Genomic DNA, 18,376 nt, shown 5'->3' with positions numbered 1-18,376 from the left:
AGGGCGGCGAACCGTTCTCCCTCTCCTTGGGGAGAGGGCCGGGGTGAGGGCGGACGTTGCTCACGCTCATTGCTTCCCCTCCGTTGGTGTGGCGACCCGCCCCGCGTTGAAGTTCAGTCCCGTGAGCCGCTGTAATTCCTGACCGGCATCCAAAGCCTCACGCCGCGTGTCGAGCAACGCCTCGACTGCTTCAAGGTATTGCTTCTGCAACTCGACGTAAGTGGCAATCGGCACTGCGCCAAGACGGTAATGCCGGTCAGCCAGTTCCGCTGCTTGGCGAAATTCGTCCACTGATTCGGGCCGCCACTTGCTGATTTCTGCGAGCTTCGTTTGATACGCCAAAAGTCTTTCAAGTATGCGCCGGTCAAGATCGCGTTGCGTGATGAAAAGTGAAGTCTCCGCTTGCTTTCGCCGCGCTTCCGCTGTTTCGACGCTGCCTTTGTTCCGATTCCACAAAGGCAGCGGCAGTGAAACGCCAATGCCGACTTGTTGTTCGCGGTCGCCGGCCCGCTCTTGCGAGTAATACGGCCCGGCTGTGAGCGACGGATAACCGTCCTTTCGTGCGAGCGAAACCTTGAAGCCTTGTTGCTCCAATTCCACACGCCGCATTTGCAACTCGAAGTTGTTTGTTTGCGCTGCGACGAGCAAATCATCCGGTCCCGGCGCTTTGCCAAACGTCAGTTTGACCGGCTCGACTTTTGTCGCGTTCGTCCACGGCTGTCCGCGCAGTTGATTCAGTTCAAGCAATGCCCCCTGTGATTCCAAGGCGGCTTCCGTCGCTTTCCGCTGAAGCGTCAACTCCGTCGCTTCGATGATGCGCGTCTCCAACTGCGGCGTGAGTCCGGCCGGGTCGCGTTGGACCAGGACCTCGCGCAATTGCTGGAATCGGTCGGCGACTTCTTTCGCCGCCGCCGCTTTTTCCTGCGCCGCAAACACACCGTAAGCGAGCGTGCGTGTCCGCGCCGCCAGCGACGCCTTGAATTGCGCGAAGCCGAGTTCGGCCAGTTGCATCTGGCGGTTGGCAATCGCCTTTCGCAGCGGAATGCGGCCCGGCCAATCAAACGTCTGCTGCACACCCACCGACCACGCGACACCCTCATCTGAAAGTCCGCCGCTTCGCACGAGTTTTTGCCCGACGGTCGAAGACACTTCAGGATTGGCCCACGCCGCAGCGGTGCGACGCTCGCCTTTTGTTGCGGCGATTTCGGCTTGGTAGAAATTCAGCTCAGGATTTTTCTCCAGCACTTCGGCCACGAGCGCGGCGAGAGTCACTTGATTCGTAGCAGTAGGCAACCCGGCAGCGGTTTCTTTCGGTGTTTCTTGCGCTGATATTGGCTCGCTCGCAAAATAAATTACTACGGCCAACACCATGGCAAGGCCACACAATTTCAAAATTTCTTTTTGCTTCATAATGCAGAGGTTTTAGAAACACGACGACTTGACGGACGAAAGGCGCGCAAGCACGCCAACGCCAGGAAAAGAAGTTCTCAGCCGGAGAACTTCTCAGGAAGCGAAGGAAGGAGCGCGGGCAGGAAGCGCCGCGCGCCAATGGAATTGCCAGGCCACCTGTAGTTCAGGCGGAGACGGATTGATGATGGGAAGCGGAACGAAGCCAGAAAGCGATTCAGCCAGTGAGGAACCGCTGAATAAAACGGGAAGTAGCGACGACGGGCAGACAACCCATTCCGGCTGGACTTGGTCGCTGAGGGAGGTCGCCAACGAAATGCCATCTGCCGCATCGTGTTGATCCGAGTCAGCATCGGTTGGGTCTTGGTGAATGCAACCCACTTCCTCAAGAAGGGCGTGCGAGGTCGTTGGCCACCAAAGCAGCAACATTAGCAGCGCAATGATTCTGTGAATGCGGATCACGGGTGAGACTTTTATACGGGAAAGCCTACCCGTGTCAACGATTTGGCGGACAGCCACAGATTGATCACGTTTCATTTTTTCAGCCAGTTGTAAAGCGCCTCGAAGCAATCAAAGCCTTTGGCGAGAATCTCCGTATCACTGAGACCGAGCTTGGCCCAGCCCTTGAACACGCGGTCGAGACCAAAACCTTCGACGCGTTGAAACTTGCCGTCCTCGAGATCGGCGTCGTGAATCATCTCACCGATCTGCTGGGCCGCGCGGTCGCGGATGCCGAAGCGCCTCAGCAGGGTTTCATAAGTGCAATCTTCGCCCTGGTGCGTGAACTCAACGTCAAGCATGTCGTATGGAATCGCTTCGGGATGAGTCGCCGGGTTTGTGGCGAATACAAAACGCGCCGTCGGTTCAATGAATTTGCGAATCAACCAGGCCGAGCCGACGCGGTCAATTTCGGGTCGTGGACGGGTGAGCCAGGTTTTGCCCGAGAATGTTTTGGCGTCGAGTTTCCGGCCTACCTTGAAAACTGAGGGCAACAACCCCGCCGCGCGTTTCAACAGAATCTGCGCGTCGTGCGCGGCGGGGCAGTCGAAGTAATCAATCTCCCGGATTTCGTTGTACCGCTGCTGGAACTTTTCGAGTTCGTCGTTGGATGAACCCTGTCTTTTTCCTCTTTTCTTTTTGATGAAGGCCGTCGCAACCCGGCTCAAATCCGCGTAGTCCTTCGCACGCGCGTCGTTAAACTTCTGGGCGATTTGTTGATTGGACAGCCCTTCGATTTCGGTCACGCGAATCAGTGTGGCGTCGCCGCCGTCATCGCGCACTTGTTTGGCGAGCCACTGGAATCGCTCGAAGTGCACCGGCTGGTCCGGCAGCACATAGGCAGAAGTTTTGAGTTGCAGCGCGCCGAACTTCCGAAGCTTGCGCCATAAGCTGACGCGCTCGGCACTGTGCTTGGTAGGCAGCCCGTAGAGTAGAAGCAGCCAGGCCTTCGGAAAAATCATGTTGACTTGAATACATGAATGTAAGATGTATTTCAATGGAATTCCGAACCGGAGAGCTTGCTATGAAAATAGAACAACGTTTACATGTGAAGATCATCCTCGCGTCCATCGCAGTTTTTCTCAGCGCCGAAATCTCCGCCTTCTGTGCGGTCGAGAAAATCGACACCGCCGCCATCGAACGACTCACCGGATTGAAAGGCGCGTTCAATGAACAGGAAGATGTGTTTAAGGTTTCCGCGCCCCGCACCGACGTGAAAGTCGCCGTGGATGAATGGGTGATGCCGCCGTTCATGGGCCTCACTTCGTGGGCCGCGTTCACACCCGGCAAAACCGCCGAAGCGATGGTGATGGGCGATCTGGTTCTCTTCCAGGACGAAGTGAACCCGGTGATGAGCGCTGCGCTTGACGCTGGCCTCAACGTAACGGCGTTGCACAATCACTTCTTCTTTGACGAGCCGAAGGTTTTTTTCATGCACATCGGCGGCGAAGGCAGCGTGGAACGAGTCGCGACCGGCGTCCGAAAAGCGCTCGACAAGGTGAAGGAAATTCGCGCAGCCACCCCTCAACCGGCGAAAAGTTTTAACGGCGCGCGTTTGCCGGCGCAAAGCTCCATCACGGGTAAAGCCATCGAGGACCTCCTCGGCATTAAAGGCCAGGCGAACAACGGCATGTTCAAAGTAGTGATTGGCCGTAAAACAAAAATGCCCTGCGGCTGTGAGGTCGGTAAAGAAATGGGCGTGAACACGTGGGCCGCCTTCGCCGGCACGGACGAAAATGCGGTCGTGGACGGCGACTTCGCGGTGCATGAAAACGAATTGCAAGGTGTGCTCAAAGCGTTGCGCAAAGCCGGCATCAACATCGTCGCGATTCATCACCACATGACGCACGAAGAACCCCGCATGATTTTTCTGCATTACTGGGGCAAAGGAAAAGCTGAGTCGCTGGCCCGTAATCTCAAGCAGACGCTCGATGTGCAAAAGACCGCGAAGTGAAACCAACCAACCGGAGAAGACCATGAAAAAACTCAACTTAGTATTCGTTATGACAAGTCTGATAAGTAGCAACGCACTGGCCGAAACCATCAACTTCGACGACGCCACGCCGGGCGCAGCGCCGCCCGGCTGGACCGCCACGAAAACCGGTAAAGGCGAAGCGAAGTGGACAATCGAGAAGGACGACAGCGCGCCGAGCAAACCGAACGTCCTCAAGCAATCCGGGGTAGCCACCTATCCGGTCTGCCTCAAGAACGACACCAGCCTGAAAGACGGCTTTGTCGAAGTGAAGTTCAAACCGATCTCCGGCAAAGAAGATCAGGCCGGCGGCGTGGTCTGGCGGGCGAAGGACTCGGACAATTATTACATCGCCCGCGCCAATGCGCTCGAAGACAACGTCTGCATTTATCACACGATCAAGGGCAAACGCAGCGAGAAGAAGCGCACCCAAATGAAAGTTGCAACCGGCGCGTGGCACACTTTGCGCGTGGACTTCAGTGGCGAGCATTTCACCGTCACCTTTGACGGGAAGAAAGCCATCGAGTGGGACGACAAGACTTTCTCCGATGCTGGAATGGTCGGCGTGTGGACGAAGGCCGACAGCGTGACCTTGTTTGACGATTTCACTTTCGGGAGCAAGTAAAGGTTCACGTTCATGAAACGCATCGTTCCGATGGCGGTTCTGGCGACAGGTTTATTGTCGGGCGCGCTCGCGCAAGAGCCTGCCGCGCTCAAGCTCGTCAAAACAATCCCGCTGCCGGGCGTCAAAGGCCGGTTCGACCATTTCGCCGTGGACGCAAAAGGCGGGCGGCTGTTCGTCGCCGCGCTCGGCAACAACACGCTCGAAGTGCTCGACGTGGCAGCGGGCAAGCGCCTCAAAAGCATCACCGGCCTTCGCAAACCGACCGGCGTGGTTTTTCTGCCGGAGTTGAATCAAATCGGCGTCGCCAACGGCGATGACGGCTCGTTCAAATTGTTCGACGGCGTTTCCTACCAACTGGCTAACAACCTTCCGGGCCTAGACGACGCCGACAACGTGCGCCGCGACGCCAAAACCAAACTCATCTACGTCGGCTATGGCGACGGCGCTCTCGCCATTCTCGACAGTGCGGGCCGGACGAAACTCGGCGAAGTCAAACTTCCCGCCCACCCGGAATCATTCCAGTTGGAAGCCGATGGCTCGCGCATTTTCGTCAATGTGCCCGATGCGCAACAGGTCGTCGTAATTGATCGCGAGAAGAAAAGCATTATGGCGACATGGCCGATGAAGCAGTTCAAAGCCAACTTCCCGATGGCGCTTGAGGAAGCAAACCACCGGCTCTTCCTCGGCTGCCGACAGCCGTCGCGACTGGTTGTCTTCGACACGGCTTCCGGCAAACCCGTTGCCGACCTTGCCATTTCCGGCGACACGGATGATTTATTCTACGATGCGAAACACAAACGGCTTTACATTTCATGCGGCGAAGGTTTTATCGATATCATCGAACAGCGCGATGCTGACAACTACAAATCGTTGGAGAAAATTCCGACGGCTGCCGGTGCGCGCACGTCCTTCTTCTCACCTGAATTGAGCCTGTTGTATCTGGCCGTTCCACATCGAGGAAATCAATCGGCGGAAACCCGCATTTATCAGATTACGGAGTGATGAGAATTTCTTTGTCGTGCCGAACACGGCGTGTTTATTTTGAACGATTAAATAGTTGCCGGAAAATCAATATCCAATAGCCCGATGAATCTCCTTCAACCTGCACTCCGCCGTCCTCTGACAATCGCCGTAGCGGTTATCGCTGTGGCCCTCGGCTCCGTCCTGGCGCTGAGACAAATGCCGCGTGACATTTTCCCCACGTTGGGTATTCCCACGATTTACGTCGCGCAACCTTTCGGCGGCATGGACCCGGCGCAGATGGAAGGTTACCTCACCTATTACTACGAGTATCACTTCCTTTACATCACCGGCATCGAGCACGTGGAATCCAAATCGATCCAGGGCGCGAGCATCATCAAGCTGCAATTTTATCCCGGCACCGACATGTCCCAGGCGATGTCCGAGACCGTCGCATATGTCAACCGCGCCCGCGCCTTCATGCCACCAGGCACCGTGCCGCCGTTCATCATGCGCTTCGATGCCGGCAGCGTTCCGGTAGGCAATCTGGTGTTCTCCAGCGAGACCCGCACGGTTGGTGAGATGCAGGATGCAGCGTTGAATCTCGTGCGCCCGCTGTTCGCCACGTTGCCCGGCGTCTCGGCGCCGCCACCCTTCGGCGGCAGCGCGCGCAGTATTGTCATCAATGTCAAGCCCGACCGCTTGCGTTCCTACAACATGTCGCCCGACGAAATCGTCGCGGCAATCACCGCGGCGAATATCATCAGTCCCTCTGGAAACATGCCCATCAAACGGAAGTATCCGATGGTGCCACTCAATTCGGTGGTGAGGAACATCAAGGACCTGGAAAGCGTTCCAATTCGCACGGGCACGTATCCCGCTGTCTTTCTGCGCGACATCGGCGAGGTGAGGGACGCCTCCGACATCATTACCAGCTATGCGCTGGTGAACGGCCGCCGGACCGTTTACATCCCGGTCACCAAGCGCAGCGATGCCTCCACGCTTTCGGTGGTCAATCTGGTGAAGAAAAACATCCCCAAGTTCCAAAGTGTGGTGCCGGCAGATGTGAAGGTTAGCTATGAATTTGACCAGTCGCCCTACGTGACCGGCGCGATTGCGGGACTGACTTTGGAGGGCGCTTTGGGCGCTCTGCTAACAGGCTTGATGGTGCTCTTGTTTTTGCGCGATTGGCGGAGTTCCTTGATTGTCGTTATCAACATCCCCCTCGCGCTGATGGGCGCGGTGCTCGCGTTGTGGATTACCAAACAGACCATCAACATCATGACGCTCGGCGGGTTGGCTTTGGCCATCGGCATCCTCGTCGATATGTCCACGGTCGTGATTGAAAACATCCACACCCATTTGGGACGCCGCAAAGCGGTCGGCCGTGCCGTGGTGGACTCCGGCCATGAAGTCGCCTTGCCATTGCTTATCGCGATGCTTTGTGTGCTGGCCGTGTTTGTCCCGTCGTTCTTCATGGTCGGCGCTGCCAAGGCGATGTTCGTGCCGCTCTCACTCGCCGTCGGTTTCTCGATGGTTGCTTCTTATCTCCTGTCGAGCACGCTGGTGCCGATTTTGTCGGTTTGGGTTCTGCGTGGCCATAAGGAGGTTCAGGAGAAAGTCGTGGAGGAGGAACGCAAACTTGAAACTGGATTTGCAAAATTCCAGAAACACTATGCTGGCTTTGCGCAAAAAGTCGTACGCGTGCGCTGGCTGGTGGTGGGCGCGTATCTCGCCGTGGCAGCAGTAATGATTGTCTTCATTGGGCGGCAGCTTGGCACCGAGATTTTCCCCAAGGTGGATGCGGGTCAGCTTCAAGTGCGCCTGCGCGCGCCCACAGGCACACACGTCGATGGCACGGAAGCCATCGCATTGCAAGCGTTGGACATCATCAAGAATGAAGTCGGCACAAATAATGTCGAAATCACTCTTGGCTTCATCGGAGTTCACCCTTCGAGTTATCCCATCAATTTGATTTACCTCTGGAACGGCGGCTCGGAGGAAGGAGTGGTTCAGGTTCAATTGCAGCCCGGCACGTCGATTCGCATCGAAGAACTTAAGGAACGGCTGCGTAAAAGGTTCGCTGCGGAATTGGCGGAAGTGAGCTTCTCGTTCGAGCCGAGTGACATCGTCAGCCGCGTCATGAGTTTGGGCGCGCCCACGCCGATTGAGGTGGCGGTCAGCGGTCCGAATCTGGCGGCTAATCGCGAGTTCGCAGAGAAAGTAAAGGACAAGCTCCACCAGGTTCCCACTTTGCGTGACGTGCAGTTCGGTCAGGCACTGGATTATCCGACCGTGGACGTGGCCGTGAATCGCGAACGCGCCGGCATCATGGGGGTGAAGATGGCGGAAGTTTCTCGTTCTCTTGTCGCTGCCACATCGTCGAGTCGCTTTGTCGTCCCGAACTTTTGGGCCGACCCGAACAGTGGCGTGGCCTACCAAATCCAAGTGCAAATCCCACAGACCTACATGGACTCGGTTGAAGAAGCTCAAAACCTCCCGGTGACGTATCGCAACGGCCAGGCGATTTTGCTCCGCAATATAGCAAACGTCACCGAGGGCACCACGGTCGGCCAATACGAACGCTACAACATGCAGCGGATGATAACGGTGACGGCCAACATCGGCGGCGCGGACTTGGGAAGTGTTGCGCAGCAAGTGACGAAGGCGATTAAAGAACTGGGCAATCCGCCGCCAAGGGTGAGCGTCGCGGTTCGCGGACAGGTCGTGCCGATGCAGCAAATGTTGGATGGACTGCGAACCGGCCTTTTGCTCGCCGTGGTTGTGATATTCCTGCTGCTGGCGGCCAATTTCCAATCGGTGAAGTTGTCAGTCATCGTCGTCTCCACCGTTCCTGCTGTGATTGCAGGCGTCGTGCTTACGCTCTGGTTGACCGGAACGACGCTCAACATTCAATCGTTCATGGGCGCAATCATGGCCATCGGCGTGGCGGTGGCCAACGCGATTCTCCTCGTCACTTTTGCAGAGCGCAGTCGCATCGGCGGAGCAACGGCAGCCGCGGCGGCGGTTGATGGAGCGCAAAGTCGCCTGCGCCCCATCTTGATGACGAGCTTGGCCATGATTGCCGGCATGATGCCGATGGCCTTGGGCCTGGGCGAAGGCGGCCAGCAAACCGCGCCGCTTGGTCGGGCGGTTGTCGGCGGACTCGCGGTGGCGACAGTCGCGACGTTGCTGGTGTTGCCGTCGGTGTTTGCCATCGTTCAAGCGCGCAGCCATCGACGCTCGGCGTCACTTGATCCAGATGATGCTGGGAGCAGCCCCGCTCTTCTGCCCGGAAAAAGTCAATAGATGAGAATATCATGAATCCTAAAATCGCTCGCTTCACTTCCATTCTGTTGACCGTACTCGCACCGACATTACTGTTGAGTTGCAAGCCTGCTGCTACCGAGCCGATCGGCAAGCCCGCTTCCCCAATCTCGGTGAAAATCGTCCATCCGCATCGAGGCGAAATCACGCGCAGCATCACGTTGCCGGCCAGTGTCCTGGCGTATCAACAGGCGACGCTTTACGCCAAGGTCGCGGGTTATTTGAAAACGATCACGGTCGATAAGGGTGACGAGGTCAAGGAAGCCGCGCTGCTGGCGGACATCGAAGTTCCCGAACTGCTCGCCGACCTCGCCAAGTTCAAGGCCGAGCTTGAAGTGGCGGCCATCGATTACAGGCGTGTGAGCGAAGCGCAGAAAAAAGCTCCCGATCTGGTCATCCCGCAGACCGTCGATAACGCCAAAGGAAAACTCGACATCGCCAAGGCGAATCTGGAACGCACGGAAACATTGCTCGGCTTCGCCAAAATCACCGCTCCGTTTTCCGGCGTCGTGACCAAACGCATGGTTGATCCCGGCGCTTTCATTCCCGCCGCGACTTCCGGCAGCGCCGCGCAGAACGCCGCCCTGCTCACGTTGATGGACTTCAGCAAGGTGCGCATCCAGGTCGCGGTGCCAGAGCTTGAGGCCGCCTTTGTAAAAAAAGATCAGCCGATCAAAGTCAACGTGGAGGGATTAGCTGGTCGCACTTTTGATGGAAAGATCACCCGCTTCAGTTACGCATTGGACGACGCGACCAAGACGATGCTGGCGGAGGCCGAACTGCCCAACCCCACGCGCGAACTGCGGCCCGGCATGTTCGCAACCATTAAGCTCGGCATCGAACGAAAAACTGACGTGCTGTTGGTGCCTGTCGAGGCGCTTTTAATCGAAAAAGCAAAGAGCTCCGTCTTCACTGTGACTGACAACAAAGCCAAAAAGGTCACGGTTAAAACCGGATTCAACGACGCTGTCTCAGTCGAGATTCTTGATGGTCTGAAAGGTGGCGAGCCGGTGATTTTGATTGGCAAGCACGTTTTGAACGACGGGCAGGCAGTCAGCGTGATGGAGGCGAAGTGATTTACGATTTCTGGAGAGATTAAGATGAAGATTAAGAGAGAGATTAAGAGGAATAGCAATCACCGCAGCCCCATCTTAATCTTAATCTTTCTCTTAATCTCAATCCGCACCTCACCCGCCGAAACGAACGTCGCTCACCAGATCGACCTGCCCACTGCGTTGCAACTGGCGGGCGCGCAGAATCTCGACATCAAAATTGCCCGCGAGAAACTTGCCGAGGCCCGCGCTAATCACGAAAGCGCCGTCGCCCAGTTCTTCCCGTGGCTTTCGCCGGGAATCACTTATCGCCGGCACGATAACTTGATTCAGGACGTGGCGGGCAACATTATTGAAGTCCACAAACAATCTTATGCTCCCGGCGGAACCATTGGCGCGCAACTGGACATTGGCGATGCCATCTACAAATCGTTGGCGGCCAGACAACTCATCAAAGCCGCCGATCACGCCCTCGAATCGCAGCGACAGGACAGCACTCTCGCGGCGGCGCAAGGTTACTTCGATCTGACGCTGGCCCAGGCCGCCGTCGATGTTGCGCGTGAGGCTGTCAGGATTTCTGCAGACTATGAAAAGCAGATTCAAAACGCCGTCGAAGCCGGCATTGCTTACAAAGGCGATCAGCTCCGCGCCAAGGTTCAGTCGGAAAGAAACCAACTTGCTCTTCGCCAGGCCGCCGAACAACAACGCATCGCCGCCGCCCGGCTCGCGCAAACGTTGCACCTTGATCCGGTCGTGGAATTGGTCGCCCGCGATTCCGACCTTGCGCCACTCACGCTCATCCAAACCAACGCGGCACTCGATTCGCTCGTTCAGCAAACGTTCACCTCGCGCCCGGAACTCAAACAAAGCCAGTCGCTCATGACAGCGGCGCGCGACACGAAAAACGGCGCCGTTTACGGGCCGGTGATTCCTTCACTCGGCGCGCAGGCTTTTGCGGGAGGGCTGGGCGGCGGCCGGCGCGGTGTTGCCGATACGTTCGGTGAGCAGGAGGATTACTTCGTCGGCATGAGCTGGCGCATCGGTCCGGGCGGCCTGTTCGACTTTGGTCGCATTCATTCCACAGACTCGCGCTTAAACGTGGCGCGGCTCACCGTTGATAAACTCCGCGACGACATTACTCGCCAGGTGGTGGAAGCCTTCACGCGCTGGCAATCCTTGGGCGACCAGATCGACACGGCGAAGCGCGCGTTGGTTGCTGCCGAAGAAGGTCTGCGACTGACCCGCGAGCGGAAGGAGTTCGCCGTTGGAATTGTTCTCGAAAACATTCAGGCCGAACAAGACCTGACCCGCGCGCGGTTGGATTATTTCAAAGCCGTCGCTGAGTTCAACAAGGCGCAATACTCACTTAACAAGGCGATCGGGAAACTGTAGCCAGGCGCCCGCGTCGCGGACTGCTTGACTGTTTGTCGGCTGACGCGAATGCGCCGGCGCAATGAGCACTATCTGCCCTCGCCGAATTGTGTGACCTTGCCGTTCTCAAGCTTGACGGCAATCCGTGCCCACTGCCACCACGGTCTTTCTTCGACATAATAGAGAGTCTCGGAATCCTTTGCCGCCGACACACTCTCTGGCTCACCGATGGCGTTAATGACTTCCTGCCTCGTCATGCCGACATTGATGTGACTGATTTTGCCGGGCTGAATATGGCCCGCAGGCGGAACTGACGCACACCCGAAAACCAAGCTGAGTAGTAAGACGCAAATAAGGTTTTTCATAATCTTATCTGTATCGTGCCTTACACTCTTGGCCGGTCAAGGCGAATTACTGCCAGAGTAATGAATTGAAAACGGGCCAAAAAAAATTGACCAACAACAAACCGAACCCCCCGCGCCGCTTTGAATTGACGAACGTGCATGGCGTCGGCACAGTCACGCTGGACATGAAACCAGCCGTCCTCCCAAAAGCAGAGAAGCTTTCGCGCCAGTCCGGCTTCACAACACCTACCGTTGACGCCGTCATGGTCGAGGAACGCGCCGCCGCGTTCTCCAAGCGCAGCATCAAGACCAGCACCAAGCTCGTCGGACTCAAGATGGCCGTGAGCATGTGCGACCTCACCACGCTCGAAGGCAAAGACACGCCAGGCAAGATCGCCTATCTCTGCCGCAAGGCGCTCCAACCCGCGGAGGCTAAATACAACGTGCCGCCCTGCGCCGCAGTCTGCGTTTATCCGAACATGGTGAAATACGCCCGTAAATTCCTCGGCGACAATTCGCCCGTTCGCGTGGCTTCCGTCGCCACCGGTTTTCCCAGCGGACAATTTCCCTTGCCGACGAGACTCGGTGAAGTCCGTCGCGCCGTGGCCGATGGCGCGGATGAAATTGATATGGTCATCAACCGCTGCGCCTTCCTCGCCGGCAACCACGCTAAAGTGTTCGACGAAATCGCCGCCACGAAGGAAGCCTGCGGCCCGGCACACTTGAAGGTGATTCTCGAAACCGGTGAACTCGTGACCTACGACAACGTCCGTCTCGCCAGCGAAATCGCTATGCAAGCCGGCGGCGATTTCATCAAGACCAGCACCGGCAAAGCTTCGCCCGCTGCTACCCTGCCCGTCACGCTCGTGATGCTGGAAGCCATCCGCGATTATTTTTTTGCCACCGGCATCCGCATCGGCATGAAGCCGGCCGGCGGCCTCCGCACGTCCAAGCAGGCGCTCGCCTACCTCGTGATGGTCAAGGAAACCCTCGGCGACGACTGGCTCACGCCCGACCTGTTCCGCTTCGGCGCCAGCACGCTCGTCAACGACGTGCTCATGCAAATCGCCAAGCTCGCAGATGGCAGTTACCAGGGCGCGGATTACTTCTCGCTGCCGTAAAGCTTGCGTCAAATTGCTTTCCTATCAAATCCAACCCGCTAGAATAAGTTCATGGCAGAGCTTGTAAAGAAAGGCCGGCTGGCCATCCTGGTCGGGGGTGGTCCGGCGCCCGGCATCAATGGCGTCATCAGTGCCGCCACGATTGAAGGCGTCAACCAGGGCTACGAAGTCATCGGTTTTCGGGACGGCTTCAAGTGGCTCGCGCAAGGTGACGCGGAACATTACTCCAAGTTGAGCATCGAGGGCGTCAAAGATATTCACCTGCGCGGTGGTTCCATTCTTGGCACGGCGCGGGCCAATCCCACGAAGTCCGAAGCGAGCATGAAGAATGTGCTGGAGGTCCTGCGCGGCTGGAACATCGGCGCGCTCGTGACCATTGGCGGCGACGACACGGCCTTTTCCGCCAGCCGCGTTTACAAGGAAGCCGGTGGCGCCATCGGCGTCGCGCATGTGCCCAAGACCATTGACAACGATCTGCCGTTGCCCGGCTCAACGCCAACGTTTGGCTTCGAGACCGCGCGACACCACGGTGTGGCCATCGTCCGCAACCTGGCCGAAGACGCGCGCACGACCTCGCGCTGGTACATCATCATCAGCATGGGGCGCGCAGCGGGACACCTTGCGCTTGGTATGGGCAAGGCCGCCGCGGCCACGCTGACCATCATCCCGGAGGAGTTTCGCGAACGCCCCGTCACGTTCGACGAGGTTTGCGACATTCTCCTGGGCGCGATCATCAAACGCCGCGCAACCGGAAACCGTTTTGGCGTCGCGGTTTTGGCGGAAGGATTATTGGAGTCCATCGGGGAGAAGGGATTGTTGGGAGCGGTTGAGCACGGAAAGCTTGAGCGTTACGGAAAAATCAGCCGTGACGATCACGGCCACCTGCGGCTGGGCGAAATTGATTTCGGCCGGATGATCACGGACATGCTCGGCGAGCGGCTGGAGAAGCTTGGCCTGAAGCTGGTGCTGGTGGCCAAAGACCTCGGTTACGAATTGCGCTGCGCCGATCCGATTCCGTTCGATGCCGAATACACGCGCGACCTCGGTTATGCCGCGGTGAAGTTTCTGCGTTCGGAACAGGCGGCCAGACATGGCGCCATCATTTCCTTTGTCGGCGGCAAAATGATGCCACTGCCGTTCGAGCAACTGCTCAATCCGGCGACGGGCCGCATGCAGGTGCGCAAAGTCAATGTGGACGCCGAGGCCTACGAATGTGCGCGCCGTTACATGATCCGGCTCGAACCGGAAGATTTCCAGAAACCGACGCGGCTCGCCCGATTTGCCGAGACCGCAAACATGACGCGGGAACAATTTCGCGCACGGTTTGGTTACATTGTCGGCTTAAGCTCCGGCCCGACCGCAAGCGAAAGACCCCGTGAATCAGTCAATGCTTAGAGCGCTCGAAGTCGACTCAAAAGTTGTCGAGGTCTGGCGTTCGCCGCATTTCCTGTTCGCCGTCTTGTTGTTTTGCCTGATGCCATCACCTCTGACGGCGGCCGAGTCCACCAACGCGTTGTCGAAGTTACAAGATGTTCGTCGCATCGTTTTTCTCGGCGACAGCATCACCTATGCGGGCCAATATGTTGAAATCATTGAGGCCTACTTCGTGACGCGCTTCCCTGAGCGGCAATTCGAGTTTCTGAATCTTGGCCTACCCAGCGAAACTGTCTCCGGCCTTTCCGAAGAAGGTCATGCGGGTGGCCAATTTCCCCGGCCCGATTTGCACGAACGTTTGAGCCGCGTGCTGGAGAAAACGAAGCCCGACCTGGTCATCGCTTGTTACGGAATGAATGACGGTATTTATCTGCCGTTCAGCGCGGAACGGTTTCGAAAATTTCAAGCCGGCATCAAGCGGCTGCGTGAACAAGTCACGGCGGCGGGCGTGAAAATCATTCTCATCACGCCCCCGACGTTCGATGAAGTCAAAGGCGGTCATCCCGGCTACGGCAACGCGCTCGACCGCTACTCCGACTGGCTGCTGGCGCAGTGCGCGGCGGGCTGGGACGTGGCGGACTTGCACGGGCCAATGAACCGTGATCTCACCGAGCAGCGCGTGCGCGACCCGAAATTTTTTCTCGCCGGCGACGGCGTGCATTGCAACGAGACCGGCCATTGGATCATCGCGAAACAAATCCTATTGCATCTCGGCGCGAAGGACCTGACGGCCATTGACGATCCGCAGGCGATGCTGGCGGCCCACCCGCGCGGCAAGGAAATCCTGAAGCTGGTTCAAGACAAACAGCGCATGATGAAAGACGCATGGCTCACCGAAACCGGCCACCAACGGCCCGGGATGAATCGAGGCTTGCCGCTTGCCGTGGCAAAGGCGAAGGGAAAAGAAATTGACGAGCAGATTTCCGGCTGGAAAACGCTGAAGAAAAACGCCCCATGAAAACCAAACTCAAATCCTTCCGTGCGCGCACGCTCGTCAACGAAGTGCTCATGCAAAGAGCCAAGCAGGTGGATGCGAATCATCAAGGCCCGGATTACTTTTCGCTGCCGTGAAACAAAAATTAGCCGCAACACAGACCGTAAATTGTGCCCGTGCGGCATCGCAGTCACCCTCTCCCCCATCAGGGGAGAGGGGTGGGGTGAGGGGGCGACCGCCACAATACGGCAAACGCCGCACACGTACCGTCGAGGTCCGCAACTTCGCGCGCCACTTGCGGAAAAAATCCACTGAAGCCGAAAGACGCCTGTGGCGTTTGCTGCGCGACCGCCGCTTCGTCGAATTCAAATTCCGCCGCCAGTATCCATGCGGCATTTACTCCCTCGATTTCTTCTGCACGGCCGCAAAAATCGCAGTTGAACTTGATGGCGGCGGGCGTGGCTTTCCCGACCAGCGCGCCCGAGACGAAAAACGAAATCAGTTCCTCGTCGGCCAAGGGATTAAACTGCTCCGCTTCTGGAATCATCAATTGCGCGGTGAACTTGAGACGGTGCGATTTGAAATCTGGCACGCATTGATGGAACGAACGGGACGCCAGGAGGAAATTGATGGCTATTTGCCACAGCCCGCCCCCTCACCCCAACCCTCTCCCCCGATGGGGGAGAGGGAGTCCGATTCTCGATTGTTATGAAACTCAAACATCTCTCCCGCAAAGTTTCAGCCAGGCGCGTAGTCGCCGCTCCAACTCACGCCGTCGTGCCGCTGAAAGAGCGCCGGCTCGTGTTCGGCAACAAATGGGATTACGCGCCCGCGCCGGAGGAATCAAAACATTACGTCATCGCGCCGCGGCATGAGCTGTTCATCAACGGCAAGTTTGTGAAGCCGCGCTCGGGAAAATATTTACCATCTATCAACCCCGCGACCGAGCAGCAACTCACGGAAATTGCGGCTGCGAATGAGGGCGATGTTGATTCAGCGGTGAAGGCCGCGCGCAAAGCCTACGATAAAGTCTGGAGCAAGATGCCGGGACGCGAGCGGGGCAAATATCTTTATCGCATTGCGCGCATCATTCAGGAGAAATCGCGCGAACTGGCCGTGCTCGAAACGATGGACGGCGGCAAGACCATCAAGGAAAGCCGCGACGTGGATTTGCCGCTCGTGGCTGCGCACTTCTTTTATTACGCGGGTTGGGCGGACAAGCTGAAATACGCATTCCCCGGTAAAACGCCGCAGCCGCTCGGCGTCGCGGGGCAGATCATTCCGTGGAATTTTCCGTTGCTCATGGCCGCGTGGAAAATCGCGCCCGCGCTCGCGTGCGGGAATACCGTCGTGCTCAAGCCCGCCGAGACCACGAGTCTCACGGCGCTGCGGCTGGCGCAGATTTTTCAGGAGGCGGAATTGCCCGAAGGCGTGGTGAACATCGTCACCGGCGCGGGCGAAACCGGCGCGGCGCTCGTCAATCATCCGGACATTGACAAGATTGCTTTTACGGGGAGCACGGAAGTCGGTAAGGCGATTGCGAGGGCAATTGCGGAACGTAGCGGCGCTCGGCAGAGCGCCGGTAACTTCTCAACAAACAAAATTGGCCGCGTTCTGCCGAACCCAGCTACGCCGAAATTGACGCTCGAACTCGGCGGCAAGGCGGCGAACATCTTGTTCGAGGACGCGCCGATTGACCAGGCCATCGAAGGCGTCATCGCGGGCATTTATTTCAACCAAGGCCACGTCTGCTGCGCCGGCTCGCGCCTGTTCGTGCAGGAAGGAATTTATTCCACCGTCATCAAGAAATTGCGCGACCGCATCCAGACCTTGCGCGTGGGCAATCCGCTCGACAAAAACACCGACATCGGCGCGATCAACTCGCGGCCGCAGCTCGAAAAAATCCGCGAGCTGGTGCAAAGCGGCGTGGACGGAAATCTTCGGGCCGGTGTTGAGCGTGATGACGTTCCGCACGCCGGAGGAGGCGTTCGAGCGCGCGAACAACATCCCCTACGGCTTGAGCGCGGGCGTGTGGACAGACAAAGGCAGCAAGATTTTCAAGATGGTCAACAAGCTGCGCGCCGGCGTCGTCTGGGCGAACACGTACAACAAATTCGACCCGACGAGTCCGTTCGGCGGTTACAAGGAAAGCGGGTTTGGTCGTGAAGGCGGATTGCAGGGATTGTCGGCGTATTGTCGTCTGGATTGATTCAAAAATACTTAATGCCGATTGTGAACGAATTTCCGTTCCAAATCATAGTGGAAAACTTGCCACACAAGGCGACGCTTCGTTTTGCAAACCAAGCCGAACTCCGCCGTTATCATCGCAGCCTTTCTCCGTTCGCGCGCAAGTCCTCCACTATCATCCGGGAAGCGGTCGAATTCACGCGGCTCGCCGCCAAGCGCTGGCGCTATTACTCGCGCACCGATGAAGCCGCCGAAAGTTTTGCCGGACTTCAGCGCGAGATTCGCCGCGATGCGAAATGCGAAATCGCCTTCATCATGGTCGCCACGATCCGGCAAGGAGGCCGGGATTTGCCCATTGGCCTCGCCTATTGCCGACGCACTTGGTGTCATCACCTTGCGCTCGATTTTCTCGCGCTGCACCCGCGCGCCCTCCAACCGACATGGCCGGTGAGCGGCGTGGGCAGCGGCATCATTTTCGGCCTGGTTCAATTGGCGAAAGCTTTGAACATTCCCCGAATTTGGGGCGAGGCCACGGTGAATTCCGCGACGTTCTACGAGAAGCTGTTGGCCGTTTCTCCCATTCAGGATTTGTTTATCATTCAAACGCCGGAGATGACCGCCATCACCAAGCGGCAGGAGAAAATCAGTCATCCAACCCTTGCAACAAAGACGACAACTGAACTACATTGACGCCATGACAGTGAAACGGACAAAACCGATAAGCCTCGAAGAACTCTGGGAATTTGAGGCCAAACATCCCGTTGTCTTCGCCGCGCCGCGCGCGCTGGCCGAGGCGCGGCTCATCGCGGAATTGGATCGCGTAAAGCGCGGGCGCCGCCGGGGCCGCGGCGCGGTTCATCGTGCTTCACGCAGACTGGCGACGGCCTGATGAAACGTCGTCGGCAAGCCGTGCTCAAACAAATCGGTTCAATGCGCGAGCAGATGGAAGATTTGAACGACTACCTTGACCTGCTCGAAGCCCGTGCCCGCAACAAAGGCAAGCCGACGTTCTCCGCCGACCAAGTTCGCAAGCAACTGGGCCTCACATGAAGCCGTTCGGCGGCTATAAGGAAAGCGGCTCTCGCCTCGGCGAAGCCTCCGGCGCAGCCTGGGTCGGTCGCGAGGGCGAATTGCAGGGGCTGGC

16 protein-coding genes and 1 pseudogene are annotated in these 18,376 nt (G+C 57.7%); 14 read left to right on the top strand and 3 right to left on the bottom strand.

Translation table 11 applies throughout. The features are described from left to right. Positions 1-66 precede the first annotated feature (66 nt). Together HY298_07080 and HY298_07075 are read right to left on the bottom strand one after the other, a co-directional pair. On the bottom strand, positions 67-1,410 hold the full coding sequence (locus HY298_07080; protein ID MBI3850037.1) for a TolC family protein: 1,344 nt from the start codon (positions 1,408-1,410) through the stop codon (positions 67-69). A 530-nt stretch (positions 1,411-1,940) separates the two neighbouring features. Continuing rightward, positions 1,941-2,867 (bottom strand): chromate resistance protein, encoded by a 927-nt coding sequence (locus tag HY298_07075; protein ID MBI3850036.1) that lies wholly within the window; start codon positions 2,865-2,867, stop codon positions 1,941-1,943. Between the two features lie 62 nt (positions 2,868-2,929). Between HY298_07075 and HY298_07070 the strand changes: the two genes are divergently transcribed. From HY298_07070 to HY298_07045, 6 genes are all read left to right on the top strand, one after another. After that, positions 2,930-3,859 carry a DUF1259 domain-containing protein gene (locus HY298_07070; protein ID MBI3850035.1) on the top strand — a complete coding sequence of 310 codons (930 nt, stop codon included), beginning with the start codon at positions 2,930-2,932 and terminating at the stop codon, positions 3,857-3,859. 22 nt (positions 3,860-3,881) lie between these two features. Further along, positions 3,882-4,502, top strand: coding sequence for a hypothetical protein (locus HY298_07065; GenBank protein MBI3850034.1), 621 nt, complete (start codon positions 3,882-3,884; stop codon positions 4,500-4,502). 12 nt (positions 4,503-4,514) lie between these two features. Then, complete coding sequence (locus HY298_07060; protein MBI3850033.1) at positions 4,515-5,504, top strand: hypothetical protein; 990 nt, start codon at positions 4,515-4,517, stop codon at positions 5,502-5,504. An 84-nt stretch (positions 5,505-5,588) separates the two neighbouring features. After that, positions 5,589-8,771 carry an efflux RND transporter permease subunit gene (locus HY298_07055; protein ID MBI3850032.1) on the top strand — a complete coding sequence of 1,061 codons (3,183 nt, stop codon included), beginning with the start codon at positions 5,589-5,591 and terminating at the stop codon, positions 8,769-8,771. A gap of 11 nt (positions 8,772-8,782) precedes the next feature. After that, complete coding sequence (locus HY298_07050) at positions 8,783-9,865, top strand: efflux RND transporter periplasmic adaptor subunit (GenBank protein ID MBI3850031.1); 1,083 nt, start codon at positions 8,783-8,785, stop codon at positions 9,863-9,865. Between the two features lie 24 nt (positions 9,866-9,889). Then, positions 9,890-11,233 carry a TolC family protein gene (locus HY298_07045; GenBank protein MBI3850030.1) on the top strand — a complete coding sequence of 448 codons (1,344 nt, stop codon included), beginning with the start codon at positions 9,890-9,892 and terminating at the stop codon, positions 11,231-11,233. A gap of 68 nt (positions 11,234-11,301) precedes the next feature. Here the strand turns inward: HY298_07045 and bamE are convergent, their stop codons facing one another. Continuing rightward, complete coding sequence (gene bamE, locus HY298_07040; GenBank protein MBI3850029.1) at positions 11,302-11,577, bottom strand: outer membrane protein assembly factor BamE; 276 nt, start codon at positions 11,575-11,577, stop codon at positions 11,302-11,304. A gap of 164 nt (positions 11,578-11,741) precedes the next feature. Here bamE and deoC point away from each other — a divergent pair, with 164 nt between their 5' ends. The 8 genes and pseudogenes from deoC to HY298_07000 all read left to right on the top strand — a co-directional run bounded on the left by deoC (position 11,742) and on the right by HY298_07000 (position 18,282). Further along, positions 11,742-12,677 (top strand): deoxyribose-phosphate aldolase, encoded by a 936-nt coding sequence (gene deoC / locus HY298_07035; GenBank protein ID MBI3850028.1) that lies wholly within the window; start codon positions 11,742-11,744, stop codon positions 12,675-12,677. A 51-nt stretch (positions 12,678-12,728) separates the two neighbouring features. After that, positions 12,729-14,072 (top strand): 6-phosphofructokinase, encoded by a 1,344-nt coding sequence (locus tag HY298_07030; protein ID MBI3850027.1) that lies wholly within the window; start codon positions 12,729-12,731, stop codon positions 14,070-14,072. Positions 14,073-14,151: 79 nt separating this feature from the next. Next, entirely contained in the window at positions 14,152-15,069 is a 918-nt protein-coding gene (locus HY298_07025) for an SGNH/GDSL hydrolase family protein (GenBank protein ID MBI3850026.1), read from the top strand. 109 nt (positions 15,070-15,178) lie between these two features. Next, positions 15,179-15,757: a DUF559 domain-containing protein gene (locus tag HY298_07020; protein ID MBI3850025.1), complete on the top strand. Its 579-nt coding sequence runs from the start codon at positions 15,179-15,181 to the stop codon at positions 15,755-15,757. Continuing rightward, positions 15,754-17,254: pseudogene (locus HY298_07015) on the top strand (aldehyde dehydrogenase family protein). The gene HY298_07020 and the pseudogene HY298_07015 overlap by 4 nt, the downstream one beginning before the upstream one ends. A gap of 14 nt (positions 17,255-17,268) precedes the next feature. After that, on the top strand, positions 17,269-17,922 hold the full coding sequence (locus HY298_07010; GenBank protein ID MBI3850024.1) for a hypothetical protein: 654 nt from the start codon (positions 17,269-17,271) through the stop codon (positions 17,920-17,922). A 4-nt stretch (positions 17,923-17,926) separates the two neighbouring features. Then, positions 17,927-18,121, top strand: coding sequence for a hypothetical protein (locus HY298_07005; protein MBI3850023.1), 195 nt, complete (start codon positions 17,927-17,929; stop codon positions 18,119-18,121). Next, complete coding sequence (locus HY298_07000) at positions 18,121-18,282, top strand: hypothetical protein (protein MBI3850022.1); 162 nt, start codon at positions 18,121-18,123, stop codon at positions 18,280-18,282. Before HY298_07005 ends, HY298_07000 begins: the two co-directional genes overlap by 1 nt. Positions 18,283-18,376: the final 94 nt, after the last annotated feature.

It is taken from the genome of Verrucomicrobiota bacterium (genome assembly GCA_016200005.1).
Classification (GTDB): domain Bacteria; phylum Verrucomicrobiota; class Verrucomicrobiia; order Limisphaerales; family PALSA-1396; genus PALSA-1396.
The sequence above is the reverse complement of the archived record's forward strand: the minus strand, read 5'-3'. Positions and strand labels throughout refer to the sequence as shown.

Excerpts from the sequence above, each read along its gene's own strand:
- HY298_07080 (MBI3850037.1), bottom strand. The coding sequence starts at position 1,410 with ATGAAGCAAAAAGAAATTTTGAAATTGTGTGGCCTTGCCATGGTGTTG.
- HY298_07075 (MBI3850036.1), bottom strand. The coding sequence starts at position 2,867 with ATGATTTTTCCGAAGGCCTGGCTGCTTCTACTCTACGGGCTGCCTACC.
- HY298_07070 (MBI3850035.1), top strand. The coding sequence starts at position 2,930 with ATGAAAATAGAACAACGTTTACATGTGAAGATCATCCTCGCGTCCATC.
- HY298_07065 (MBI3850034.1), top strand. The coding sequence starts at position 3,882 with ATGAAAAAACTCAACTTAGTATTCGTTATGACAAGTCTGATAAGTAGC.
- HY298_07060 (MBI3850033.1), top strand. The coding sequence starts at position 4,515 with ATGAAACGCATCGTTCCGATGGCGGTTCTGGCGACAGGTTTATTGTCG.
- HY298_07055 (MBI3850032.1), top strand. The coding sequence starts at position 5,589 with ATGAATCTCCTTCAACCTGCACTCCGCCGTCCTCTGACAATCGCCGTA.
- HY298_07050 (MBI3850031.1), top strand. The coding sequence starts at position 8,783 with ATGAATCCTAAAATCGCTCGCTTCACTTCCATTCTGTTGACCGTACTC.
- HY298_07045 (MBI3850030.1), top strand. The coding sequence starts at position 9,890 with ATGAAGATTAAGAGAGAGATTAAGAGGAATAGCAATCACCGCAGCCCC.
- bamE (MBI3850029.1), bottom strand. The coding sequence starts at position 11,577 with ATGAAAAACCTTATTTGCGTCTTACTACTCAGCTTGGTTTTCGGGTGT.
- deoC (MBI3850028.1), top strand. The coding sequence starts at position 11,742 with ATGAAACCAGCCGTCCTCCCAAAAGCAGAGAAGCTTTCGCGCCAGTCC.
- HY298_07030 (MBI3850027.1), top strand. The coding sequence starts at position 12,729 with ATGGCAGAGCTTGTAAAGAAAGGCCGGCTGGCCATCCTGGTCGGGGGT.
- HY298_07025 (MBI3850026.1), top strand. The coding sequence starts at position 14,152 with ATGCCATCACCTCTGACGGCGGCCGAGTCCACCAACGCGTTGTCGAAG.
- HY298_07010 (MBI3850024.1), top strand. The coding sequence starts at position 17,269 with ATGCCGATTGTGAACGAATTTCCGTTCCAAATCATAGTGGAAAACTTG.
- HY298_07005 (MBI3850023.1), top strand. The coding sequence starts at position 17,927 with ATGACAGTGAAACGGACAAAACCGATAAGCCTCGAAGAACTCTGGGAA.
- HY298_07000 (MBI3850022.1), top strand. The coding sequence starts at position 18,121 with ATGAAACGTCGTCGGCAAGCCGTGCTCAAACAAATCGGTTCAATGCGC.